19 protein-coding genes are annotated in these 24,724 nt (G+C 42.6%); 14 read left to right on the plus strand and 5 right to left on the minus strand.

Annotated elements, in window-relative coordinates; genetic code table 11:
* Positions 1–381: 381 nt before the first annotated feature.
* The 6 genes from F565_RS0116880 to F565_RS0116915 all read left to right on the plus strand — a co-directional run bounded on the left by F565_RS0116880 (position 382) and on the right by F565_RS0116915 (position 9,177).
* Complete coding sequence (locus tag F565_RS0116880; RefSeq protein WP_020214423.1) at positions 382–666, plus strand: helix-turn-helix domain-containing protein; 285 nt, start codon at positions 382–384, stop codon at positions 664–666.
* Between the two features lie 899 nt (positions 667–1,565).
* Entirely contained in the window at positions 1,566–1,865 is a 300-nt protein-coding gene (locus tag F565_RS23280; RefSeq protein WP_020214426.1) for a DUF6922 domain-containing protein, read from the plus strand.
* A gap of 69 nt (positions 1,866–1,934) precedes the next feature.
* On the plus strand, positions 1,935–2,660 hold the full coding sequence (locus F565_RS21900) for a nucleotidyl transferase AbiEii/AbiGii toxin family protein (RefSeq protein WP_231559631.1): 726 nt from the start codon (positions 1,935–1,937) through the stop codon (positions 2,658–2,660).
* Positions 2,661–3,926: 1,266 nt separating this feature from the next.
* A complete protein-coding gene (locus F565_RS0116905; RefSeq protein ID WP_483299137.1) occupies positions 3,927–5,009 on the plus strand; it encodes a TolC family protein in 1,083 nt (360 codons plus the stop codon).
* A 5-nt stretch (positions 5,010–5,014) separates the two neighbouring features.
* Positions 5,015–6,073 carry an efflux RND transporter periplasmic adaptor subunit gene (locus F565_RS0116910; protein WP_020214429.1) on the plus strand — a complete coding sequence of 353 codons (1,059 nt, stop codon included), beginning with the start codon at positions 5,015–5,017 and terminating at the stop codon, positions 6,071–6,073.
* Between the two features lie 8 nt (positions 6,074–6,081).
* Positions 6,082–9,177: an efflux RND transporter permease subunit gene (locus F565_RS0116915; protein ID WP_020214430.1), complete on the plus strand. Its 3,096-nt coding sequence runs from the start codon at positions 6,082–6,084 to the stop codon at positions 9,175–9,177.
* A gap of 77 nt (positions 9,178–9,254) precedes the next feature.
* Here F565_RS0116915 and F565_RS0116920 read toward each other — a convergent pair whose 3' ends face one another.
* On the minus strand, positions 9,255–9,980 hold the full coding sequence (locus F565_RS0116920; protein WP_020214431.1) for a LytR/AlgR family response regulator transcription factor: 726 nt from the start codon (positions 9,978–9,980) through the stop codon (positions 9,255–9,257).
* Complete coding sequence (locus F565_RS0116925; protein ID WP_020214432.1) at positions 9,977–11,056, minus strand: sensor histidine kinase; 1,080 nt, start codon at positions 11,054–11,056, stop codon at positions 9,977–9,979. Before F565_RS0116925 ends, F565_RS0116920 begins: the two co-directional genes overlap by 4 nt.
* Before the next feature lie 267 nt (positions 11,057–11,323).
* Here F565_RS0116925 and F565_RS0116935 point away from each other — a divergent pair, with 267 nt between their 5' ends.
* The 3 genes from F565_RS0116935 to F565_RS0116940 all read left to right on the plus strand — a co-directional run bounded on the left by F565_RS0116935 (position 11,324) and on the right by F565_RS0116940 (position 13,225).
* Positions 11,324–12,316 (plus strand): DUF6268 family outer membrane beta-barrel protein, encoded by a 993-nt coding sequence (locus F565_RS0116935; RefSeq protein ID WP_020214434.1) that lies wholly within the window; start codon positions 11,324–11,326, stop codon positions 12,314–12,316.
* Between the two features lie 65 nt (positions 12,317–12,381).
* Positions 12,382–12,630 (plus strand): hypothetical protein, encoded by a 249-nt coding sequence (locus tag F565_RS22930; RefSeq protein ID WP_154652648.1) that lies wholly within the window; start codon positions 12,382–12,384, stop codon positions 12,628–12,630.
* A 223-nt stretch (positions 12,631–12,853) separates the two neighbouring features.
* A complete protein-coding gene (locus F565_RS0116940) occupies positions 12,854–13,225 on the plus strand; it encodes a cupin domain-containing protein (protein ID WP_020214435.1) in 372 nt (123 codons plus the stop codon).
* Positions 13,226–13,569: 344 nt separating this feature from the next.
* Here the strand turns inward: F565_RS0116940 and F565_RS0116945 are convergent, their stop codons facing one another.
* Entirely contained in the window at positions 13,570–15,528 is a 1,959-nt protein-coding gene (locus F565_RS0116945; RefSeq protein WP_020214436.1) for a heavy metal translocating P-type ATPase, read from the minus strand.
* 316 nt (positions 15,529–15,844) lie between these two features.
* On the opposite strand from F565_RS0116945, the gene F565_RS0116950 reads away from it, so the two are divergent.
* From F565_RS0116950 to F565_RS0116970, 4 genes are all read left to right on the plus strand, one after another.
* Positions 15,845–16,351 (plus strand): helix-turn-helix transcriptional regulator, encoded by a 507-nt coding sequence (locus tag F565_RS0116950; protein ID WP_020214437.1) that lies wholly within the window; start codon positions 15,845–15,847, stop codon positions 16,349–16,351.
* A gap of 1 nt (position 16,352) precedes the next feature.
* Positions 16,353–17,018: a nucleotidyl transferase AbiEii/AbiGii toxin family protein gene (locus F565_RS0116955; protein WP_020214438.1), complete on the plus strand. Its 666-nt coding sequence runs from the start codon at positions 16,353–16,355 to the stop codon at positions 17,016–17,018.
* 186 nt (positions 17,019–17,204) lie between these two features.
* On the plus strand, positions 17,205–17,474 hold the full coding sequence (locus F565_RS0116960) for a helix-turn-helix domain-containing protein (protein WP_020214439.1): 270 nt from the start codon (positions 17,205–17,207) through the stop codon (positions 17,472–17,474).
* A 1,321-nt stretch (positions 17,475–18,795) separates the two neighbouring features.
* The gene (locus F565_RS0116970) at positions 18,796–20,235 is read left to right on the plus strand and encodes a cellulase family glycosylhydrolase (protein ID WP_020214441.1); all 1,440 of its coding nucleotides are present in this window, start codon (positions 18,796–18,798) and stop codon (positions 20,233–20,235) included.
* 176 nt (positions 20,236–20,411) lie between these two features.
* On the opposite strand, the gene F565_RS0116975 is transcribed toward F565_RS0116970, so the two are convergent.
* Positions 20,412–22,283 (minus strand): sialate O-acetylesterase, encoded by a 1,872-nt coding sequence (locus tag F565_RS0116975; protein WP_020214442.1) that lies wholly within the window; start codon positions 22,281–22,283, stop codon positions 20,412–20,414.
* Positions 22,284–22,590: 307 nt separating this feature from the next.
* Positions 22,591–23,310: an NUDIX hydrolase gene (locus tag F565_RS0116980; protein ID WP_020214443.1), complete on the minus strand. Its 720-nt coding sequence runs from the start codon at positions 23,308–23,310 to the stop codon at positions 22,591–22,593.
* Between the two features lie 383 nt (positions 23,311–23,693).
* Between F565_RS0116980 and xylA the strand changes: the two genes are divergently transcribed.
* The coding region (xylA, locus tag F565_RS0116985) for a xylose isomerase (protein WP_026300132.1) at positions 23,694–24,724 on the plus strand (1,031 nt) is incomplete at its 3' end.

A 24,724-nucleotide genomic window follows, 5' to 3' on the forward strand; every position in this document is an offset into this window, starting at 1 on the left:
CCAAATAAGCGGAAAAGAGACCAAATCAATTAACATGTAATGGAATTACAAAAGCCTTTTACGGACTTCTTTACAGCTATTGATAAAGACTATCGGATCAGTACAACACATATTGGTATCTACGCCGCTCTGTTACAGTTCTGGATCACAAAAGGGTTCGTAGTACCTGTGAGGGCATACCGTTACGAAATAATGGATATTGCTAAGATTTCAGCACCGTACACCTACCACAGGTGTATGAAAGAACTGAGCGAGTACGGATATATCGTGTACCTCCCTACACGCAAAAGGAATCAAAGGAGTACGATTTACTTCGCTAATCCTGTTTAGTAAAAGTGTAAAAGGTGTTTATGTAACTATTCAATTATTAAAAAAACTATCATGAGCGAAGGTATTACTAAAGACGATTTAAGGCAATTTGGCCTGCTATTAATGGATAACATAAAAGTAATAATTGGTAAAGCACCTGACAAGGATGATATACATCCTGACTGGTTAAAGAGCAGGGTAGTTAGAAAGCTGCTGGATATGTCGCCTGGAACGCTACAGAATTTGCGTATTACCGGAAAGGTACGGTATAAAAAGATCCTTGGCTCCTACTATTATAATAAAGCAGACTTACAGCGATTGTTTAACGAAGATAGTAAGAGTCATGAAAGCGGATAAACTATTGAAATATATATCATTCTACGAGCAGGATGAAAGATTAAATGTTTGGCACTTAGCATTGCTAGTCGCAATAATTTCGTTAGCGTATAAGCAAAAGCAGCACCAGACTATTAGAGTTAGCCGCAGCAAAATTATGAAATTGTCCCATGTAAATACTTTACCGACCTACCATAAATACTTTAAAGAACTACAGGATTTCGGATATATAAAATATATCCCTTCCTTCCATCCTGATTGCAGGAGTGAAATAGATTTATTAAAACGGTATTAACATAGGATTTATGTTAGTACCGTTTAATTTTTTATGGCTTTTCATTTAGTAGATATATTCTACTATTTAACGCACTTCTGCCCTGCTTTGCGGTCTTCAATGTCAAAATCATTTCCACAAGTAATGGCCTTGTTTTAATTGTTCTTGTTAAGAAAGAAGCACGGACAGAAAGACAGCTGCTTTACTTGCACAAATATTGTCCTGATCCATATTGTAACTATTTTAAACAGATTCAATCGTTTGGGTATACAAATTGTAGTCCCTACTACCACCCCCAGACTTTAGAAATGAAATAGTATAACCTAAAAATAATTAAAGATCATAGTTTAAGATTTCATAGTACATATAAATACTGTGAAATATCAAATTAGAGTGATATATAAACTAAATAACCACTTATTTTGTAAGCAAAAATGCTTACATTTGATGTATGGATATGCAATTTCATAAATATAAAGGAATACATCCCGGAGCGATAGTAGCACGTGAGCTAAAAAAAAGAGCACTTGCACAACGCCCTTTTGCCTAAGAAATAGGTACTGCACCTCAATCTTTTAACCAGATTATAAAAGCAAAAAGGCCTTTACCCTTATCAGCCGCTTTAAAAATAGAAAAAGCGCTTAGTTTGGAAGAAGGTGCATTAGCGGTACTACAAACCTATTATGACATTGAAATCCAAAAATTAAAAGATGCCACAATAACAAAGCCTAATATTACGCGCCTGAGAAAAAGCTTGTTCTGGGATACGGATATTGATGCAATTGACTGGGAGAAAAAGTCAAAGGCAGTCATTGAGCGGATATTTGAAAGGGGGAATATTACTGAAAAGAAAGTAATAATCCGGTTCTATGGAACTCCGAAAGTACGGAGTATCATCTCAAACCCCAGTACAAAGGCTAAGTTCACGAGAAGCCATAAGCCCTAACTATAACAACGCTTAATTATGCATTGGCAAACGGTAAACGAACTTCTTCGCAAGACCTTGGTATTACTTATGAATTCCACAGAATTTGATGAATTTCGCTTAGTAGGCGGCACTGCGCTCAGCCTGCAATTGGGGCACAGGTTATCGGTAGATATAGATCTTTTTACTGATGCCGACTACGGCTCCATTGATTTTAAAATCATTGAGGATTTTCTTGATGCTAATTTTGGGTATGTTGACAAAGGGTTTGGAACAATAACCGGAATGGGAAAGTCTTATTTAGTTGGAGAAGATCGTGAAAACACCGTAAAATTGGACCTCTTTTACACAACAGACCCATTTATGGAACCACCTTTACTAATCGAAGAAATAAGGATGGCAACTTTAGATGAGATTATAGCCATGAAAGTCGATGTTGTGCAACGTACAGGCCGCAAGAAAGACTTTTATGATCTGTATGATGTATTACCCCGATATAGTATAAAAGAGATGATTGCACTTCATAAAAGACGTTACCAGTATTCGCACGACGAGGCACTAATCCGCGAAATTTCAAAAATTTCACTGAAGCCGATGATGATTTTGATCCTGTTTGCCTGCGTGGTTATTATTGGGATTTTATTAAAGAAGACATTATTAGTGCAATCGACAATGAACAGCTCCCCAACGCCCAGGCACAGCCTTAAAATTAAGATGCCTAGCAAATTAGTAAGTTTAGTGAATATCAAACTCCTGCATTCAGCCAAGATTTTTAAAAGAATTACTTTTAGAAAAATTACAAAGATGTATCTGTAATCTAAGATTATTAGTACTTTTGCACTATATATCCATTGGATTATAACGATCATTTAAATTATTTAAGCTTCGTGCAGGAGCTTCCCACTACATAAAAAATTTATACCCTAAAAATGGGTGTATTTAAATCTTTGGCAAAATCGGGGGCAATCCAATTTTAAAAAAGTAAAAAGCTCAGTATTTGCAAGGGTTTTAGGGCTTAGGTTCGATTCTTGGCAAAACCTGGCTTAAGAGTAAGGAGGTGCGTAAACTCTTGGACATATCAACAGGCACGCTCCAATACCTAGGCATAAATGGTACTTCACCTTATAGCAAAATTGGAGGAATACTTTACTATAAATATTGCGATATCCTTAAACTGATAAGCGATAAAAAAAGAGGTCAGATGACACCCGAAAACCAATTTCAAATATGAGGTATTTCTGTGAAGAAATCACTAAATCCTCTTTAAAATTACCGTTAAAATTCATGCGTGAGTTATTCTGTGCAAGAGTTAAAATTCAGGCACATCTAATTATTTTATAAGTATTTACGAGTAGGTTGTCGGACTACTACTCCTACTCAAACAACAAATTAAACGCCCTGTAACTATTTATTATTTATAAATTTTTAATGAAGACCAGGCTGTAAAAAATATCCAACGCGACCATCAGGAGCGCCTGCTACCCTACTGGGAGCGTTTGAAGAAGCAAGGCGTGCCGAAAAAAAGAACCCAGCCGGAACAAAACCCTAACTTTCTGAAAAGCATATCTAATCTTATCTAAATAACTTTAGTCCCTTTAAAAAAGAATATCTAATGCCCAACTATAAAAGGAGACTTCGTATCCCCTACCCGCTTATAAATGCTTTTTGCTCGTAACTGCTCAGGTACAACATAAAACTGCGAAGTGCATGGTATAAGAGTTTCTAAAATCGAATAGCTGTTGTAGGCACCATTTGGTATAGGAACGGGGGGAATTGGTATAATTTCCAAAACCAGCCTTATAAAAACGGGTATTTTGGCACTCATAATGACCAGAGTATCCAATTATGAGCAAAAAAATCATCACACTTCTTCTCATTGCTGTATCCTGCCAGCTCTATGCACAGGAAACCTGGCAGCTCAGGCAGTGTATCGAATACGGCCTTGAACACAACCGTAATAATGCTATTTACACCAATCAGAAACGCGCCGCCGACGCACGCGCACGGGAAGCGCTGGCCGACTACCTGCCGCGCATCAGCCTGACCTCCACGCTCGACGACAATCTCAGGCTGCAGCAAACCGTGATACCGGCAGGGATATTCGGTGACCAGGACCTAAGGGTCAGCCTTACCAAGAAATTTGCCAGCAATGCCACGGCGCAGGTAGACCAGGTACTCTACGACCAGGCACTCCTTACCGGGCTTAGGGCGAACAAATACAACCGGCAGCAGGCAGCACTCAACCTCCAGCAATCCCGGGAGGCGATCATATACAACATTACCGCCGCCTACCTGGACATCTTTGTGTACCGCCAGCAGCTGGAACTCCTGCATTACAACCTTGAAACCTACCAGGGCCAGATAAATGTGCTCCAATTACAGGTGGACAAAGGCGTAACGCTACAAAAAGACCTGGATAAGGTACAGGTGGATTATAACAACACCCGCTCCCAGCAGCGTGTAGCCCAAAGCAACCTGGAACTGGCGCACAATGAGCTTAAATTCGAAATGGGCTACCCCTTTGATACCCCCTTAAAGGTGGATACCGCTGCACCCGCAAACCCTGCTATAAAAAAGGATGTAGCATTCTCCCCCGAAGCCCGTATCGATTACCGCCTGGCTGCGCTGGATGTGCGGTTGAAGGAACTACAGCAAAAGAGCATCCGTGCCGGGGCACTCCCTACCCTTTCTGCCTACGCACGTTATGGGGCCGTGGGGTTTGGCGACCACCTGGACCAGGCCTACCGCGATCTCAACCCTTTTTCGGCCGTAGGCCTAAAGCTGACCATACCACTGCTGGACTTTTACAGGCGCAACGCCCGCTACCGCCAGGCAGAGGTGGAGCGCCTCAATGCCGAGGAAAACCTTACCCTTTCCGAAGGGCGCTACAGGATGGAATTTGACAACGCACAGGCCAAGCTCCTACAGGCGCAGTCCAATGTGGAGAACGACCAGCGTAACGTTACCCTTGCCCAGTCTGTGCTTACCGTTACCGACCTGCAGTTTAAAAAGGGAACGACCGACCTGACCGACTGGCTCACGACACAAAACGCCTTGAAGCAGTCCCAGAACAGTTACCTCAGTTCACTCTATACCTATTACCTGGCGCGCATCGACCTTGAAAAAGCTGCCGGCACATTGCAAAATTTTTACAATTCATTATAAGCACCATGAAAAAGAAAGTACTGCTTGCCCTGATGGTAATTGGCCTTACGGCACTTATAGTTATACGGCTGGCTTCCAACAAGAATACCATAGACAAACGCAACCAACCGGAAACTGAAGTAGCCAAAGGCATTCCGGTAACCGTGGCAACTGCCGTTGAAGAAACCCTAAGCACGGAACTGGTAAAAACCGGTACACTGGCGCCCTTCCGCCAGGCCACCGTACTTGCAACGGCCAGCGGAAAGTTGCTGCGCCTGGATTTTGAGCTGGGTACCCCGGTACAGGAAGGGCAGCTGCTGGGCCGCATCGATACCCACCTTTTGCAGCTCGACCTTGAAAAATCGGAATCTGCCGCCCAAAAGCTAAGGCGTGACCTGCAGACGTACAGTGAACTCCTGGAAGGCAACGCCGCAACCCGCGAAAAGGTTGAGGAGGTCCGCCAAAACTACAACGAGGCGGCCAACCGCTCCTCTCAGCTGCGCCGTCAGATAGCTGATGCTTCCCTGAAAGCTCCCATTAGTGGTGTTATTGCCTCAAGGCCGGTAGAGCAGGGTGTCTTTGTCGCCTCCGGAAGCGAGGTGGCGACCATTGTCAACCTCTCCCGTGTCAAGGTAACTGTAAACCTGACCGAGGCGGAAGTGTACCAGGTTAGCGCGGGCCAAAAAATACTGCTGCAAACTGACGTTTACCCCGGCAGGGAGTGGCAGGGCACCCTATCGTACATCAGCCCACAGGCCGACGCAGCACACAATTACGCTGTAGAGATCTCCGCCGAAAACAACCGGGAGGCCCCACTGCGCTCCGGCACGTTCGTCAGGGTGGATTTCGCCGGAAGGGCGCCGCAAAAAATGCTGCTCATCCCAAGGGAAGCACTCCTGGAATCCACGCGTGATGCCTCGGTATATGTAATCCAGGCCGGCAAAGCGGTGCTGCGCCCCGTAAAGGCAGGCTCCGATTATGGCGGCCGCGTAGCCATAATCGAAGGGCTTAAGCCGGGCGAGCAGGTCGTGACCTCGGGGCAGATCAATCTGCAAAGCGGAACGCCGGTAACCATCTCAAAATAATTTAAGCCATGTCTATAACCGAAATTGCCATAAAGCGGCCCTTGCTGCTCATTGTAATCTTTACCGTGCTGGTACTCTTCGGGGTGCAGTGCTACTTGAGCCTCAACTACAACCTGCTGCCCAAAATCGAGGTACCCACCGTATCGGTAAGCACCCTGTATCCCGGGGCTTCCGCCTCGGAAGTCCAGGTATCGGTAACCAAAAAGCTGGAGGATGCCTTTGCGGCTGTGGAAGGCCTTGACCAGATGAATTCCACTTCCCAGGAAAGCGTCTCGCAAATTACCCTCCAGTTTAAAAGCGGCACCAACCTCGAAGAGGCAGAACGCGCTGTGCAGCGTAAGGCCGACAAGGCCCTGAATGACCTGCCCGATACTTCCGAGAGGCCCCAGGTGAATAAGGTCAACCTGGAAGAAACCCCCGTGATAAAAGCCGGGGTAACCGCCGCCATGCCCCCAAGGGAACTTTATGATTTTGTGGATACCCAGCTGCGCCCCCTGTTGCAAAACGTGGCAGGTGTGGGGCAGGTAATTATTATCGGTGGCGACCAGCGCGAGGTTCAGGTACAGATCAACCGGGAACGCCTTCAGCAATACGGGCTTTCCCTCTCGCAGGTAACACAGGCGGTAAACAATGCCAACCTCTCCTTCCCTGCCGGCAGCATAGAAACACCCTCCCGCCAGCTTTCCATACGTTACGATGCCAACCTGAAGTCCCTGGAAGAATTGCGCCGCCTCGCGGTGGCTACGGGAAAAGACGGCAGTATGATTTACCTTTCCGATGTGGCTGAGGTTGCCGATGGGACGGCAAAGACGACGGCGATCAACCATATTAACGGCATCCCATCCATAGGGATACAGATCATAAAGCAAAACGATGCCAACGCTGTTGATGTAAGCCACCTGGTCAAACAGGCGCTACAGTCTATGGAAAACCAATACGGCGCGCGTAAACTTCACTTTGCCATCTCTTCGGACCAGAGCGTCTATACCCTGGAATCGGCCGATGCGGTAATGCACGACCTGGTACTGGCGGTAGCCATCGTGGGGATCGTTATGCTGGCTTTCCTCCACAGCCTGCGCAGTTCGCTGTTTGTACTGGTAGCACTACCCTCGTCGATCATACCTACCTTCATCGCGATGTACCTCCTGGGTTTTTCCCTTAACCTGATGACCCTTATGGCCATGTCACTGGTCGTTGGGATATTGGTCGATGACTCTATTGTGGTGCTTGAGAATATTTACCGGCACCTGGAAATGGGCACCGATAAACGGACCGCCGCCTTAAAGGGCCGTAACGAGATCGGCTTTACCGCACTGGCCATAACCCTTGTGGATGTCGTGGTATTCCTTCCCCTGGCCCTGGCCGGGGGAATGATCGGCTCCATCCTCCGGGAATTCTCCCTGGTCGTGGTGATCTCGACCCTGATGAGCCTGTTTGTATCCTTTACCATCACTCCCCTATTGGCAAGCCGCTTTGGGCGTGTGGAACACCTGGACAAGGCAACCCTGTGGGGACGCGCAAACCTGGGCTTTGAGCAGTTCCTGGACCGCATTAAGGAAGATTACGGCACACTGCTGAAAATCGCGCTGGGTAAGAAAAGGTGGGTGCTCTCAGCCACCCTACTGCTCCTTATCGGTTCCATTGCCCTGGTGCCTACAGGATTTATTGGGGCGGCGTTCATACCGGCTACAGACCAGGGCGACCTGGTGATCAACCTCGAACTGGAGCCTACCGCACCAATCTACCGTACCAACCTGATGGCCCAGAAAGCCGAAAAGATACTGCTGTCCCAATCCCAGGTAAAGCAGGCTTTTTCCAGTATCGGTTTTGTAAGTGGCAGCGTCTCGGGAGCCGCCTCTAATGCCAACCTGGCGGAGATAACCATAACCCTGGTCGACAAAAAGCAGCGTGACCAAAGTGCTGAAGAATTCGGTATTGCCATGCAGCGCAGGCTGAGCAGTGTGCTCCCGGGGGTGAAGATAACCGCTTCCGCCATATCCATAACCGGAAATGTCAACAGTGCCCCGGTACAGATCGCCATTAAGGGTACGGATATAACACAGGTACGACAGGTCGCGGAAGCCTACAGGACTGTTGTCGCCTCAATACCGGGCACTAAATTTGTAAAGCTTTCCGTAAAGGACCCTAAGCCCGAGGTAGCGATACAGCTCGACCGTGAGAAAATGGCGCTCCTGGGGCTCAACGCCGCACAAGTGGGTGCTACCCTGCAAAATGCGTTCAGCGGCAGCGACCAGAGCCTATTCCGCGAGGGGGGCAATGAATACGACATACTGGTGCGCCTGGACCATTTTAACCGTTCCGATATAAGTAATGTACGCAACATGCCCTTTGTGAACACGCTGGGACAAACGGTAACACTGGGACAATTTGCAACAGTGGGCGAAGCGCTGGGTGAGACCACCCTGCAGCGTATCAACAGGCTAAACGCCATCACCGTGCAGGCCAATGTTGCCGGCCGGCCTTCCGGTACCGTTACCGATGAGATCAGGGCCAAAGCAGCCTCGGTCAAAATTCCCGAGGGCATCGCCGTCAGCTACCTTGGGGACGCCAAGAACCAGGGTGATGCCTTTGGAAGCCTGGGCCTGGCACTGCTTACCGCCATCATCCTGGTTTACCTGATCATGGTGGCGCTGTATGAGAATGCGGTGTACCCCTTTGTCGTGCTTTTTTCAATCCCCGTGGCGCTCGTGGGTGCGCTCCTTGCACTGGCCCTGACCATGGAAACCCTGAACATATTTACCATCATAGGGATGATCATGCTCCTGGGGCTGGTATCCAAGAATGCAATACTGATTGTCGATTTCACCAACCACCTGCGGGATGAAGGGCATAGCGTTCGCCAGGCTTTAGTGGAGGCCGGTAAAGAACGTTTACGCCCAATCCTGATGACCACACTCGCCATGATACTTGGCATGCTCCCCATCGCCATTGCCAGCGGTGCCGGCTCTGAAATTAAGAACGGCATGGCATGGGTAATTATCGGCGGGCTCACAAGTTCCATGGTGCTTACCTTATTTGTGGTGCCCAGCATGTACCTGATCATCGACAACCTGCTCACGGCACTAAAACGCCCTAAACCCTGACCCCTTTTACCGTCCTCTATAGAAAGGGAAAGCCAGCCGATAACGGCTGGCTTTTCTGATTTAAAGCGGCTCCCACCTTACCGTTCGGGGTTGAGGGCACCGCCGGTGTATTTGCTGAAAAATTCTTTTTTGTAGACCTCCCCTAACGGGATCTCCGATTCACCAAGGTAAATGGTATGATGGTCAAAAGAATCGATATAATCCCTGTTGATAAGGTAGGATTTACTTACGCGCATAAAAATATGCTGCGCTATTCTCTGGTGGATGTTCTTCAGGTTCATCGCTGTGATCAGCTTTTGCGTTTTGGTATGGATTACCACATAATCTTTTAAACCCTCGATGTAACGGATGTCGGCGTAGGCGATCCGGTGGAAGCGGCGCTCGGATTTAATAACAAGGTAATCCTCACTGTTGCCCTCAACAGTGCTTTTTTCGGTAGCCTCGGAAAGCAGCCCTGCATAAGTTGCCGCCTTTTTTATGGCCCGCTCCAGCCTGCCTTTCTCCACCGGCTTCAAAAGGTAATCAATCGCATCCAGCTCATAGCTCCTGAGCGCGTATTGCGGATAGGCAGTAGTGAAAACAATAAGGCTTTCCCCGGAAACCTGGGCAGCAAATTCCAGGCCGTTGACCATCGGCATTTCAATATCCAGGAACATCAGGTCTACACGATGCTCCCTCATATAAACAAGTGCTGCCGGGGCGTTGGAAAAGGTGCCCAGGATCTCAAGGTCTGAAACTTCCCGGATAAGGGCCTCCATCTCCGCGCGGGCAAGCGGCTCATCGTCAATAATGATACAATTCATATCGGAATATTTAAAATAACGGTATATTCTTTTTCGGTAGTGCTGATATCCAGCCTGTAGTCCGTGCCATACAGCAGGCTGAGGCGCCTTTTTATATTGGGCAGGCCAAGCCCGCTGCTGCCTTCCCGGGGCGCAACATAGTCCACACTTCTCGAATTACGGCAGGTAAACTCCAGCCGCTCGCCCTTTACCTCTACGCTCATACAGATATAGGAAGGGCTATCACTAATGTCCACACTGTGCTTAACCGCATTTTCGGCAAAAGTGGTAAAAAGGTTAGGGGGTATAAGCAGGGTGCCCAGCAATTTTGGGTCTGCCATAGATGTAATGTTTACCGAGAGATTGTCCCGGCGAAGCTTCTCCAGATCCATGAAGTTGGACAGGAATTTTATTTCAGAACGCAAAGGCGTACCGGGTTCATTATTCTCATAAAGCTGGTAACGCAAAAATTCCGATAGCTTCATGATCACCATAGTTGCCTTTTCAGGGTTGCTGCGCACCAGCGCCTTGATCCCGTTGAGCATATTAAAGAGGAAGTGCGGGTTGATCTGGTTGCGAAGCTCGCTAAGCTCCATCGACAGGGTCAGGTTGCTCAGTTCGGTAATCCGCTGGTTATCGGTTTTCCAGCGTTCAAAAAGCGAAAATGCTGTGGTCATCAGTATAATGGGCATCACTATGATGATCCCCTCATAAAATCCGGTATCATCAGCCGCCTGTTGCCGCACTTCGGCTAACCTTAAGGGATCAAGGTACTTGGTAAGAACGCCGGACATAAGGAACAGGCCCAGGCTGACCAGCAGCAGCAAAAAGAGAAAGTATAGCGCGTACTGCCCACGGAAAAAAAACCGGGGCACCAGTACGTACATATTAATGTAAAACATGGCGATGAATGAGATGTGCACACACAGCAGCCTTAGTAGCTTTACAGTGCCGATGTACTCCTTAAGCCAGTTCGAAAAAAAGATAATGCCCAGCAAAATGACCCACAGCATTATATGGCGCAGTACCTTATAACGGGACTCGAAAAGCAGGTCAATCGCCCTTTTATCCCGGATCTGTGGGGTAGCTTGTTGCATTGTGGTAATGGTATTAATGATTCTTTAAAGCAAATATAAGGGATTATCCCACCGCGGCGTTTACTATTATACCAACCACCCTGTTCGTTCTACCAAATTTACCATGCAGCCCGTTTAGTCTAATTTGTAAGGGGTTTGGTATAAATTTTAAATACCGCTTTCATATAATCCCTTCTTTTGTTACGGGAAGGCCTGGGATATCTTAGGGTACCTTCGGGCATTGCCATGAGAACGAGACGCTTTATGACCATAAATTAACACGACCCTATGAAGATTCTTAAAAAAACACTATTAACCTGTTGTGCACTTGTGCCCTCTTTAGCAAGTTTCGCCCAAACCGCTACCGACAGCATCCCCAAAAAAGCCATCGCTTATGCAGCGGACAAATTCCCGATTGCCCGTGCCCTGAACATTGAGTTTACGCATACGGCTCCTTACAATTTTTCACCGGAGCAGCGCGGCACCGCCATGCCCGATGGGCGCGTAAACGGACTGAACCTGGCGAAAGTAAGTGCTAACGTAAACTTTATAAAAAAAAGGAGCTGGATGCTGGGAGCCACCCTAAGTTATAAATACCTTAATTCGGAAGCAGCACTCACCTCCCCCACAACCGGGGAGAAAAGGCTGTTACAGGAAGATTTCCACTATCAGTTTACCACGATTAATTTTATATACTTTACACGCATCTTTAAAAAAACCACCATATTTACCTCCAGCCTGATGCTGGACGGCAGTGATAAGCATTTCGAGAGGTTTAAAGGTATCCTTACCGGAACTATGGTGCTCAAGGCAAATGCAAAAACCAAAATGACCGTTGGCCTGCTGGGGAACATCGACCCTACCGCACAATCCCCCATCATCCCAACCTTTGGCTACGAACATCATTTTAATAATGGGTTCATCATTGACATCAACCTGCCTAAAAGCCTTATGCTGCGTAAAAATGTATTCAGCAATGGAAGGGTTTCCCTGGGAACCGAACTGGACCAGACTTCCTTTTATCTCTACAACCTGGATACAACCGGCCGCAGGTATGAATTCAGGCAGCTCGATATCAATTCCGGGCTCCTGTACGAGCACATGGTGGCCAACTATTTTATAATCACGGCGAAAACCGGGATCAAGCTAAGCCCTAACGGAAGGATTTTTGAAAAAAGTGGCTCATTTGCCGACCCCGTTTTTGAAATAAAAAACGACCCATCCTTTTACTTTAACTTTGGTGTATCCTTCAATCCGTTTGCTAAATACAAAAAGAGATAACACCCTTTACAACGGTTGCTTCATAAGCCCTCGTAAAATAAATAAGCCCAACACAAGCACATAATATGGAAGGTACCGTTTACCATATCAATGCGGATAAGGCACGCTATTCACTCTACATAAGTGGCGACCTGTTTCTGATTTTCGAGCCCATTGGCCATTGTGAGCTGCTAAGGGGTGATATTATCAGGACTACGCCGGAGCGACTGGGTGAGGCCTCACTCTATAATATATCTACCAACTGCCAGTTTGATGCCTACCTGGAGAATCTTGTTTCCGGGGATCGTGCCGCAAAGCGCGAATGCCTGCTCTAAGTGGCACTACCAACTCATTGCTCTCTTACTACGATACGTTCCTCTAACTGTAATCCTTAAACTATAGTAAGTACTAATCTTACTATAGTTTAAGGGTGGTTTACTATGAATTCAGGAACTTTGTAATTAATTACTAGTTATGAGCAGCCTTTCAGACTGCTTTAAATAAAAAACGATTTATGAAAAAGATCGTATTACTAAAATAATTGTAATAAATTTATTTATGAGAACAAAGCAATACAGTGGTAACCTGAAATTTGAGAATGTGGTTGAAACGCAAGTGAATGCGCTGGGCCAGAAAATCGAATATCCTGACTTTAAAGACGCTAAAGTCAGCATGATGAAAATAACCTTTCCACCGGGAGAAAGTACCGGCTGGCACAAGCATATCATTCCCGTGTTTTCCTATATTTTACAAGGAACACTTACCATCGAGACCGAAGAACATAAAATTATGGAGTTTAAAGAAGGCAGTAGTTTTGCAGAGATGATCAATGTATATCACAATGGAATCAACAGAGGGAAATCCGAAGTAGTTGCTTTTGTTATTTATTTGGGCGGAGATGCTACACCGCTGGCTATCCCTAAAACCTAATACCACCCTTTTTAGAATGTTCAGGCCCCTTTACAAGGGGCTTTTCTATTCACTAGCCACAGTTATGTGTCGTAACTATTGTCCTATATTTATCTTATTAATCACAACATTTGTTATTCACCTAAAGACAAGGTGTTTATCTCAATAATTTTGTGAAATTATTTATTTCAATGTAATTTGGTGCTATAATTAAATGCAAGTACTATGAAAAAAACCAGAACTTTGAAAATATAGTAAAATATGTTGACAATGTTAGCGCAGCTAAAAAATAACATCAAGGTTAATTATAATTCTGAAAGCTCCAGTTTTATATAAACAGGAGCTTTTTAATTTATATTGAGGAGCTATTTCAGCTTCATTTTCTGTATCCTTACTGCATTGAGTATAGCCAGCAATGCTACTCCAACATCGGCAATAACGGCTTCCCACAAATTGGCAATACCGCCTGCCCCTAATACCAAAACAATTACCTTTACCACCATGGCTATAGTAATGTTTTGCCATACTACCTGTTTAGTAATCTTGCCCACCCTTATGGCAGCAATAATTTTAGAGGGCTGGTCGTTCTGGATCACAATATCGGCGGTTTCAATAGTGGCATCACTGCCCAGGCCTCCCATAGCAATACCTGCATCTGCAAGGGCAACTACCGGCGCATCATTTACACCATCGCCCACAAAGGCTATCCGGCTACCGGAATCTTTTAATGCCTGCACCTTCTCTACTTTCCCTTCAGGCAGCAAGTCTCCATAGGCTTTGTCAATACCCAATGTTTTAGCAACCTTATCTACTACCGCCTGCTTATCGCCCGATAACATAACGGTTTGTATATTTAGCTTATGCATTTGGTCGATTGCTTCTTTGGCATCGTCTTTAATTTCATCTGCAATGGTTATGTAACCCGCATAATTGCCATCTATAGCCAATACTACCACAGTATCTATTAAATTATTTATTTCCTCCGGATACGATATATCATATTTTTTGAGCAGTTTTGCATTACCCGCATGTACGGTCTTTCCATCCACTTTACCCACCAACCCGTGGCCTGAAATTTCTTCCACACCTTCTGCTTTTAGCTCTAACTCTTTACCTGCATGGTCTACCACTGCCCGCGCTATAGGGTGTGTAGAGCTTTTTTCCAGAGCGGCTGCATGGTTTACCAGCTCTGTTTTATCTATTCCCACAGCAACAACATCCTGAACTTTAAACACTCCTTTTGTAAGCGTACCGGTTTTATCCATAATAACCACATTAATACCCGTCATTACGTCTAAAAAGTTAGAGCCTTTAAACAGGATGCCGTTTCTGGAAGCCAGCCCAATACCACCAAAATAGCCAAGCGGAATAGACACCACCAGAGCACACGGGCAGCTTATAACAAGAAATACCAATGCCCGGTAAAACCAGTCATGAAAATTGTAAGGGTTAATAAAAAAATAAGGTACAAAACAAACTAATAAAGCCAGGGCAAATACAATAGGGGTATAAATTTTGGCAAAACGGCTTATAAAAAGCTGTGTTTGCGATTTGCGTGCCGTAGCATCTTGCACCATCTCTAATATTTTGCTAAGCTTACTATCTGTAAAAAGCGAGGCAACTTCTACTTCTGTCACCTTATCAAGATTAATCATACCGGCATATACAGCCTCCCCTTTGCGTTTGGTATCAGGTTTACTTTCGCCGGTAAGGGCTGCAGTGTTAAAGGTTCCGGCATCTGAAAGAAGGACGCCGTCCAGTGCTACTTTTTCACCGGACTTAACCTCTATAGTCTCGCCCACTTTAATCTCTTTAGGGTTTACGACCACCGTTTTTCCGTCCCTTTTAACGGTAACTTTATCAGGCCTTATATCGAGCAACGCTTTAATACTTCGTTTAGCCCTGTCTACGGCTGCATCCTGAAACCACTCACCTATCGAATAAAACACCATTACTGCTACCCCTTCGCTATACGACCCAATGCTAAAGGCACCAATAGTTGCAACGCTCATCAGGAAAAATTCATTAAAAAAATCAAAGCGCTTTGCCTTGCGCCAGGCCATGCCCAGTACGTTATAACCCGCTAGCAAAAATGCCACAGAAAAAATGATCAGGTTAACTGGAAATGGCGGTTGGTAAGAAAATCCAAATTCGAGGGTCAGCATAACAGCCAGGATAGCAAATGCAGTAAGTAGCGGCCAGTGGCTTACCCATCCCCCGGCTTCAGGAACCTCGTTGATATCCAATGTTTCTTCATCATGCTCATTTATGATCTTTTGACCATTTAATAGTGAAGTTCTTTGTCCTAGCTTATCTTCTTTCATAGTGCTTAACTTTAAAATAGAATATTACCCTACTGGTAAACAAACGTTTATATAATGTGATTTCATAGATATCCTAAGCTGGTATCGGAAGATAAAGTAAAGCTATTATTGATTTTCATTACTATAAAAAGAAGTTAATTTAGTGATCTGGGTTCTGCTCTAAATACAACCTATAAATTCACGGTGATTAGTAACCAAATAATAAATTGTATAAAAAACAGAAGTAGCGATATTGACAGTCACTTCTGTACTTAAAAATTAACAGCATCCAAAAATAGGGATTGCGCAAGTAAGCAAAAATGCTTACATTTGAATTATGAACCCACAATTTGAGAAATATAAAGGTATCCATCCCGGTGCTATACTTGAACGTGAACTCAAAAAAAGAGACCTTGCGCAACGCCCTTTTGCATTATCAATTGGAATTGCCCCCCAGTCATTTAACCAAATTATTAAAACTAAGAGGCCCTTACCTATATCTGCCGCTCTAAAGATAGAAAGAGCCCTTAACTTGGAAGAGGGCGCTTTAGCCTTATTGCAAACCTATTATGATATCAGTATTGAAAAAATGAAAAACTCATTTCATCCGAAACCTAATTTAATACACTTACGAAAAAGCCTGTTTTGGGATACCGCTATTGACACAATAGATTGGGAAAAACAATCAAAAGCAGTAATTGAGAGAATTTTTGAACGGGGAAATTTAACTGAGAAGAAAGAAATCATACGTTTTTATGGCTCTTCCAAGATCCGTTCTATAATCTCGGCGCCATCAGCTAAAGCGAAACTTATAAGAGGTATACAAATTAAACCACTACTATAGGATGATATATTGGAAAACTGTAAATGATCTGCTTCGGGAAACTTTACTGCTCCTAATGCGTTCAAAAGAATTAGATGAATTTCCCCTTGTAGGTGGCACTGCACTAAGCCTGCAGTTAGGTCACAGAATGTCAGTAGATATAGACCTTTTCACTGACGCTGAGTACGGTTCAATAGATTTTAAAAGCATTGAAAGTTTTCTAGAAGCAAACTTCTCCAACGTTGATAAAGGATTTGGGGACGTTATCGGAATGGGAAAATCCTATCTCGTAGGATCAGATGTAAACGACACAATCAAGCTTGACCTTTATTACACTACAGATCCGTTTATAGAACCGCCATTGATAATAGAAGAGATTAGGATGGCAACTCTAAATGAGATTATAGCTATGAAAGTGGATGTTATCCAGCGTACCGGCCGTAAGAAAGATTTTTGGGACCTTTATGAAGTACTACCAAAATATAGTATAAAGGATATGATAGCACTCCATAAAAGCCGGTATAAATATTCACATGATGAAGTTTTGATACGAGGCAACTTTGTGAATTTTAGTGAAGCAGACGATGATTTCGAACCTATTTGTCTCCGCGGCAATTATTGGGAATTCATTAAGGAAGATATTATCAACGCAATCGAAAAGGAATATAAGACTATGCGTAAAAATTAAAGGAGAGTAAATTCTGTATTGTAACATCACAATGGAAGCTCCCATATTTATATCGGCACTTTATTTTTGACGTGATATTGCAATAGACTACAAGTTCCAAGAAATGAAATCTGATGCCCTATTGCATATATTTCCTTTTTGCATCATTACATTGACAGCAATTATTCGTAAGCTAATAGTAGTGTTATGAAAGAGCCATTTACGAAAGAAGATCTTTGGCAATTCGCCTCGGAAATTATTCGTGAAGTAACAAAAATCAATAATCCGCTGACCAATCAATCTGAAGTCATAAGTGACGAGTGGTTGAAAAGCAAAGCTGTCCGCAAGATATTGGATATTTCCGCCGGATCGCTCCGGAACCTTCGTATTACCGGCAAAGTGCGCTACAAAAAAGTTATGGGCTCGTACTACTATAATAAGGCCGACCTTTTAGGACTATTTAACGATGTTTCGTAAAAAGATAGTTAGTTGATGTTGCTTCGCATAATTAATGTAAACTCCCCTATTTATTTCGAATCTCCACCATCAGCAAAATTGCAATATTAAAAAGGCAATAATTGATGGCTATTTTCAATTCTGCGCGTAAATATTTTTTATAAGTTTGCATTATAACAGTTTTATGAAATTACAACTGTAAATCAACACTTTACAACTTAGGTGCAAATCAGGTGCAAGTTTTAATTGCATGCTTTAAAATATAGGTTTTACAAGGGTTTTCGAAGCAGGTTCGATTCCCGGCGAAAAAACTCGCTTTGCAATAATCGTTTTACTTTTGGATGGGAAATATTTTCTTTTTTATTTACCTTTGTAGTCTAGTGATTTTGAATTATACCGTTATATTTAAACGTTTTAGCTTTATTAAAACAAAGTTTTTTTACTATAAAATCTCCTATAAAACAGGGTTTAATTTTTGTGGCAGAATCGTGGCACAACCTTGATTAGAGATTTGAAAATGCAGCATTGGCGGGGGTTTCGGGCATTACGTTCGAATCCTTCTCTCCCCACGAAATGGGTAAAAAAGTAAAAAAAGGCAACTTTTCAAACTTTATAAAAACCCACAAAAATCGTGTAAAACCTGCAAATTCAAGGATTTGCAGGTTTTTTTATTTTTAAGCACCCCTCCAAAATTTATAAAGAAGCCCAAAGTTTTTGTGGCAAAATCGTGGCACATTGACACATTTTAAAAATGTGCCACAAAACTCCACGTAAGGAGTTAAAAATCAAGATGTAATTCAGCTATACGTCATGATTTTTAAAGCGGTGTAATTCTATATTTAAAAAGATTGGCCCTAAACTTAAATTTATAAAATCATATTCCGAAGTCGATAACACATTGCATAAATTAATTACGTTGAACCCCTCTCCACCAATTTTAATCACGCTACTAATTACTTGTATACCAATAGAAATAGTGGTCAATTCTAAATCGGCGAAAGGGGTCAATCAAGTTCGGTTTATCCAATTTCTATAGCCATATATATCAAGATCAGTTTACTATTTATTATCAAATTGAGTTTTGTATTCCAAGAGTCAAAAGCTTAAAACTAATTTTTATAAAAATAATACATATATATAGTAAAAATTCGATTAAAATTATTAATTATTAAAATTTACATAAAACATATTGCTGATATAGAAAAATAGTTTTATACTTGTAGTCATATTAACCATTTTTGAAAACGTTATAGCTTTTGTGTTAATTCCCCATTTTATACAAAATGTATAATCTCTAAAAATATTTCAAGAAAACTCTATTTAATTATTTACATACCCAATCATGAAAAAAAATACCTTATTTAAAACGTTGCTGCTTCTCGTTATATTCGCAGGAAGTGTAGCCTGCTCTGACGATGACAAAAAATCAGGCCGTGAAGCAATTGAATTTGCCGTTACCCCGGAAACTATTCAGTTTAACGCCATTGGTGGCAATTCGATCATTAACATCCACGTAAACGGAAACGACGACTGGACGATTGAGAATAGCACCGACTGGCTAACCATATCAGAAACTGCAGGTAAGGGCGTAGGTCATGCGGGTTTGGTAGTTGCCGCTAACGAAACTACTGATGAGCGTACAGCTACAATTACAGTAACTTCCGGTACAGAGACAAGGCCGGTTACTATAAGGCAATCTGGTGATACCAGTACTATAATTGTATATGATATAGCTCCCGACGCAACCAACATGAGCGACATGACCAGCGTACAGCTAACTGCAGACATGGGTACCGGTTGGAATTTAGGCAATACGCTTGAGGCTATTGGCGGAGAAACTGCCTGGGGTAACCCTATGGCGAACAGGCAGCTTATTGATGGTGTTAAGGCAGCCGGATTTAATACAATACGCATCCCGGTGTCATGGAGTAATTTTTCGGATGAAGCTAATTTCACAATTAACCCAACGTGGATTAACCGTGTACAACAGGTTGTAGATTATGCTATTGCAAACGACATGTATGTAATTATGAACGAGCATTGGGATAATGGATGGATGCAGCCTACGTATGCGCAACAAACATATGTTAACAACAGGCTTGCCAAAATGTGGAAACAAATTGCTACGCATTTTCGCGATTATGATTATCATTTAATTTTTGCGGGATCTAATGAGGTAATGGTAACTGACAATTATGGCACCCCAACAGCTGAATATTATACAGTACAAAACAGCTTTAACCAAACTTTTATTACAGCGGTACGTACCACAGGCGGGCGCAATGCTTTCCGTTACCTTGCGGTGCAGGGCTTTAATACTAATATTGACCATACTGTAAATTTTGCAGTAATACCGGAAGATGTAACACCAACACGTTTACTAATGGAAGTACATTTTTATGACCCGTTTAATTTTACACTTGTCGATGCAAATACTATTACACAGTGGGGCACTAATGCTACAGATCCTGCAAGTACAGAAACATGGGCTAACGAGGCATATGTAGACACACAGTTTCAACGAATGAAAACTAATTTTATCGACAGGGGTGTGGGTGTAATACTGGGAGAATATGGAGCTATATCGCGCACAGATGTAGCGGGGCACGAAGCATTCAGGACATACTGGATCGAATATGTAAGTACTTCGGCCAGAAATTACGGATTAGTACCTGTATGGTGGGATGCCGGATTACCTCAAAACAACCACACAATGGGGCTTTTTGACCGCAATACCGGTGCTGTAGCCCACCAAAACATTGTAGATGCAATACTTCCTTAGTACAAAATAATTTATAATTATACATTAACTGCCACCAAAAATTGGTGGCAGTTTCAGTTTACATAAGTAGTAAAACACAAAGAACGGTAAATTGCTTACCGTTCTTTGTGTTTATAAGGATATACCATCCGTGAACTATTTTGTTCTAATTCTGTATTACAAATAGCAACTATAGGCTATTTCTTTCCGTGGGTAATTCCGGGCCATGTATCAGTCCTGAAAGACGATGCCGGTAAACCCGAAGCGTTTGTAAGATTTCCATCAGGGTTATCTGCCCAGTTGTAACGTACTGCTACAGGCTTGGTAACTTTAGATGATGATACAACAATCTTATTACCTTCTATTTTGGCATCAGCCCAATAAAATACTTTATCGGCCCCTGCAACTGCAAAGCCCTTTAGCCCGCCTGTTTTTGCTTTTATCCCTTCATTATATGTAAAATCAAGTGTTACAGCATTTCCCTTTACGGCATACGACTTATATAAAGGACCCGAATAATCTATTTTTACACCATATTGTTTAGCAAGTGCTATACGGGCAAGGCGCTCCCCAATATCCTGTTTATTTTTAGGATGTATATCCTGGTCATTGCCTATATCTGTGGCTACGATCATACCTGTATAAGGCAGCGATAATGCTTTAGTTTGGGCTTCTCTTAATTCTGCCCAGTCAGATTCTACAGGCTCTGTCCTCGTGACTTTATAATTAGCCAGTTGCACGTAATAAAATGGCAGGTTTCTATTACCGAATTTTGTACGCCAGTCGTTAATCAGCAACGGAAATAATTTTTGGTACTGCTCTGCCCTTTCGGCATTGCTTTCTCCCTGATACCATATAACACCGGCAAGAGGCAACTTTAACAACGGATGTATCATGGCATTGTATATAGCAGATGGCCTGTACTGCCCCGCAGGATAAGACGGCTGTACAGGCATATCTTTAGTATTTATGCCCACAGCATATTTCCAATCTCCTGCTAAAGCAAATGTTTCCTGCCCTGTTTTTAGTGTAAGGTCAGAAGGGCTTCCATATACACCCCCGCCACCTGTACTATCGTATACCCTAATAGTAATAACGTTTTTCCCTTTTTTAAATGCGTTGGCAGGAATAGTATAACTGCGGGGAACATTGTATCCGCTGCTTGTGCCTGCATATACACCGTTTACCCACACTTTATCATCATCATCTGCAAGAAAATTAAGCGTTACATCTTTACCTTCAAAATTTTCCGGCAGGTTAATGGTTTTTCTAAACCAAACGACTCCATCAACATCCGGCAAACCATTAAACTCCATGTAACCGGGCAGTTTCATTATTTTCCATGAGGCATCATTAAAGTCTGCCGAAGCCCAGATTGGTACTGCATTTTCCATACCCTTATCTGATTTTTCAAGAAGGGCAAGCCATACTTTTATATCTGCATTATATTTTGCGAGCAATGCCTCCTTATTTTCGTCAGATGTCATTGCGGCAAGTGCCTCATCAAAATCATGTACCGTTTTAAGCGCACCGGCACTGGTCCACGCTTCTATTATAGTACCACCCCAAGAACTGTGTATTAAACCTATAGGAATATGTTTTTCCTGGTAAATTTTTTTTGCAAAAAAGTAGGCTGTAGCCGAAAATTCTGCAATTGTAGCCGGGCTGCAAACCTGCCATCCACCGTTTTGCACTCTAAGGTCGGTAAGAGGTATAGCGTTATCTGCGTGCTCTGCTTGTATAATCCTTATTTCAGGATATTTTGCCGCAGCAATCTCTTCCTTAAAATTCTGGATCTTACCCCAGCCTTCCAGCGGCATCTCCATATTGCTTTGCCCGGAGCATAACCATACTTCGCCAATCAGGATATTTTTAAGCATTAGTGTTTTATCATCAGCAATAGTAATAGTATATGGGCCACCATAAACAGGCGTTTTAAGGTTAACCAGCCAATTACCGTTTGCAACTTTTGCTGTATATGAGGCATTATCCCACGAAGTGGTAACCTTTACTGATGATGAAGTACTCTCTCCCCATAAAGGCACAGTTGCTCTTTGCTGGAGTACCATATTATTTGTAAAAAATGAGGGAAGTTTTACCGTAGCTAAAGCTGAATTACTACAACAAATTGTGATTAAAACTAATAATTTAATGTATCTTGAGAAATATCTCATGTCTTAATATAGTTAAGGTTTAAAATATGATGTTAGCAGCTGCATTCTGCCAAGGGATAAAACTATGATATTTTCATCGACAATTATAAACTTTACATTAAAAAAAGTCAATTAGACCATAAGCAAAACTTTTGTAAATGTATAAAGTATTTGAAATAATTTTTCAAATACTTAAAAAATATCTTTTGAAAAATGCAATAAATCAGAACTCAAAATTAAATCCTTTTTGGGTAAGTTTTTCATAGATTGCTTCATCAAAAACATAAAGCTTGGCTGCGCGGTGGGTAACATCTTTTTGTTTTTCGTCTAATGGGCGTAATAATTTCATGTGGAGGATTTTTCTCCTAAAATTGGATTTATCCATCTTAATCCCCAAAATTTCTTCATATAATTTCATCAACTCAAAAAGTGTAAACTTTTCGGGTAGCAAATTAAAACCTACAGGGGTTTGCTTTACACGGTTTCTAAGATTTGTAAGGCTGTACTGAAAAATTTCATTATGGTCATAAATAAGATTTGGAATATCTTCAATTTTATACCACTTGGCATCAGATGCTGTAGAACCCGCCTTTACATTAAAATCTTCTTTTTTAATCATTGCATAATAACCTATCGTAATTACACGGCCTAATGGAAAACGATTTGTTTCGCCAAATGCCTTTAGTTGCTCAAGGTAAATTTTATCAAGGCCGGTAAGTTCAGCCAAAAGCCTGTGGGCAGCAGCATCTATACCTTCATTTGCTTTAATCCAACCACCGGGAAGGCCCCACTCTCCTTTACGTATACCCTCGCCATGTTGCACTAACAAGACTTCAAGACTACCATTATCAAACCCAAAGATAACGCAATCTATTGTTATGGAATTCATTACAGTTCGCTCTATTACCCTGCCAGATTCCTTATCTATAAATTTTTTTAACATAATTCTTATTAACCCCAACGAAAGTAAGGAAAACTCTAAATGTCTGCAAGCAAAAACAACAATTAGTTATCTCAGAATAGTTATTAATAAATGACAATACCAAAATTATTAATATAATTTTTTGAGATATCAAAAATATGTTATACACTTGTAGTCATAAACACCATTATGTATAACGTTGTAGTATATATTTTAAAAAATCTTGTCAAAGTTAAAAAAAGGCTTACAGGTTATTGATAATCAATTTAGAATATTGCATCCTGCAGATGTTGTTTAAAGTTCACCATAAAAAAAAAGAGTTACTTAACATACAATGCATCCTTTGAATCAAATCAAAATTCTTATAGGTAATGCGAGTAAGCGTTGATATCAAAAATAAAAAAATGAGTACAACTAAACAAGCCTACTTTAAAACGGTAGACAAAATAAAATTTGAAGGCCGCGAGAGCAATAACCCCCTTGCGTTTAAATGGTATGACGAGAACCGTGTTGTAGCGGGCAAGCCATTAAAAGAGCATTTTAAATTTGCCATGGCCTACTGGCACACACTGGTTAATACCGGCGGTGACCCTTTTGGCCCTGGTACCGAAAAACATGCATGGGATACTAACGAAGATGCTATATTACGTGCTAAAGATAAAATGGATGCCGGTTTTGAGTTTATGGAAAAACTGGGTATACCTTACTATTGTTTCCACGATGTGGACTTAGTAGATGAAGCGCCAACATTAGAAGAGTTCGAACAACGCGTTAAAGCTGTTGTAGAATACGCTAAAGAAAAACAGAAAGAAACAGGTATTAAACTGCTTTGGGGAACGTCGAATTTGTTCAGCAACCCAAGGTACATGAATGGTGCCTCTACCAACCCTAACTTTGATGTAGTGGCCTATGCCGGTGCACAGGCTAAGATTGCTATTGATGCTACTATCGCATTAGGTGGAGAGAACTACGTTTTTTGGGGTGGCCGTGAAGGGTATATGAGTTTATTGAATACTGATATTCAGCGTGAGCAGGACCATCTGGCACAATTTCTTACCATATGCAGGGATTACGCCCGCAGCCAGGGTTTTAAAGGAACATTCCTTATAGAGCCTAAGCCTATGGAGCCTATGAAACACCAGTATGATTTTGATGCTGCTACCTGTATTGGCTTCCTTAATAAATACGGATTACAAAACGACTTTAAATTAAACCTTGAGGTTAACCATGCTACCCTTGCAGGGCATACTTTTGAGCATGAAATGCAGCTTGCCGCTAATGCAGGTATGTTAGGCTCTCTTGATGCTAACCGTGGTGACTACCAGAACGGTTGGGATACCGACCAGTTCCCAATAGATATTTATGAGGTTACACAGGCTATGCTTGTTTTCCTTCAGGCAGGTGGCTTACAGGGCGGTGGTATTAACTTTGATGC

Origin of the sequence: Flavobacterium rivuli WB 3.3-2 = DSM 21788, assembly GCF_000378485.1 — a bacterium.
Lineage (GTDB): Bacteria > Bacteroidota > Bacteroidia > Flavobacteriales > Flavobacteriaceae > Flavobacterium > Flavobacterium rivuli.

What these genes read in the sequence shown, in the direction of transcription:
- F565_RS22930 (WP_154652648.1), top strand. Translation starts at nt 12,382, where the DNA reads ATGGAAGGTACCGTTTACCATATCAATGCGGATAAGGCACGCTATTCA.
- F565_RS0116880 (WP_020214423.1), top strand. Translation starts at nt 382, where the DNA reads ATGAGCGAAGGTATTACTAAAGACGATTTAAGGCAATTTGGCCTGCTA.
- F565_RS0116945 (WP_020214436.1), bottom strand. Translation starts at nt 15,528, where the DNA reads ATGAAAGAAGATAAGCTAGGACAAAGAACTTCACTATTAAATGGTCAA.
- F565_RS21900 (WP_231559631.1), top strand. Translation starts at nt 1,935, where the DNA reads ATGAATTCCACAGAATTTGATGAATTTCGCTTAGTAGGCGGCACTGCG.
- F565_RS0116975 (WP_020214442.1), bottom strand. Translation starts at nt 22,283, where the DNA reads ATGGTACTCCAGCAAAGAGCAACTGTGCCTTTATGGGGAGAGAGTACT.
- F565_RS0116940 (WP_020214435.1), top strand. Translation starts at nt 12,854, where the DNA reads ATGAGAACAAAGCAATACAGTGGTAACCTGAAATTTGAGAATGTGGTT.
- F565_RS0116980 (WP_020214443.1), bottom strand. Translation starts at nt 23,310, where the DNA reads ATGTTAAAAAAATTTATAGATAAGGAATCTGGCAGGGTAATAGAGCGA.
- F565_RS0116920 (WP_020214431.1), bottom strand. Translation starts at nt 9,980, where the DNA reads ATGAATTGTATCATTATTGACGATGAGCCGCTTGCCCGCGCGGAGATG.
- F565_RS0116915 (WP_020214430.1), top strand. Translation starts at nt 6,082, where the DNA reads ATGTCTATAACCGAAATTGCCATAAAGCGGCCCTTGCTGCTCATTGTA.
- F565_RS0116910 (WP_020214429.1), top strand. Translation starts at nt 5,015, where the DNA reads ATGAAAAAGAAAGTACTGCTTGCCCTGATGGTAATTGGCCTTACGGCA.
- F565_RS0116970 (WP_020214441.1), top strand. Translation starts at nt 18,796, where the DNA reads ATGAAAAAAAATACCTTATTTAAAACGTTGCTGCTTCTCGTTATATTC.
- F565_RS0116925 (WP_020214432.1), bottom strand. Translation starts at nt 11,056, where the DNA reads ATGCAACAAGCTACCCCACAGATCCGGGATAAAAGGGCGATTGACCTG.
- F565_RS0116960 (WP_020214439.1), top strand. Translation starts at nt 17,205, where the DNA reads ATGAAAGAGCCATTTACGAAAGAAGATCTTTGGCAATTCGCCTCGGAA.
- F565_RS0116955 (WP_020214438.1), top strand. Translation starts at nt 16,353, where the DNA reads ATGATATATTGGAAAACTGTAAATGATCTGCTTCGGGAAACTTTACTG.
- F565_RS0116950 (WP_020214437.1), top strand. Translation starts at nt 15,845, where the DNA reads ATGAACCCACAATTTGAGAAATATAAAGGTATCCATCCCGGTGCTATA.
- F565_RS0116935 (WP_020214434.1), top strand. Translation starts at nt 11,324, where the DNA reads ATGAAGATTCTTAAAAAAACACTATTAACCTGTTGTGCACTTGTGCCC.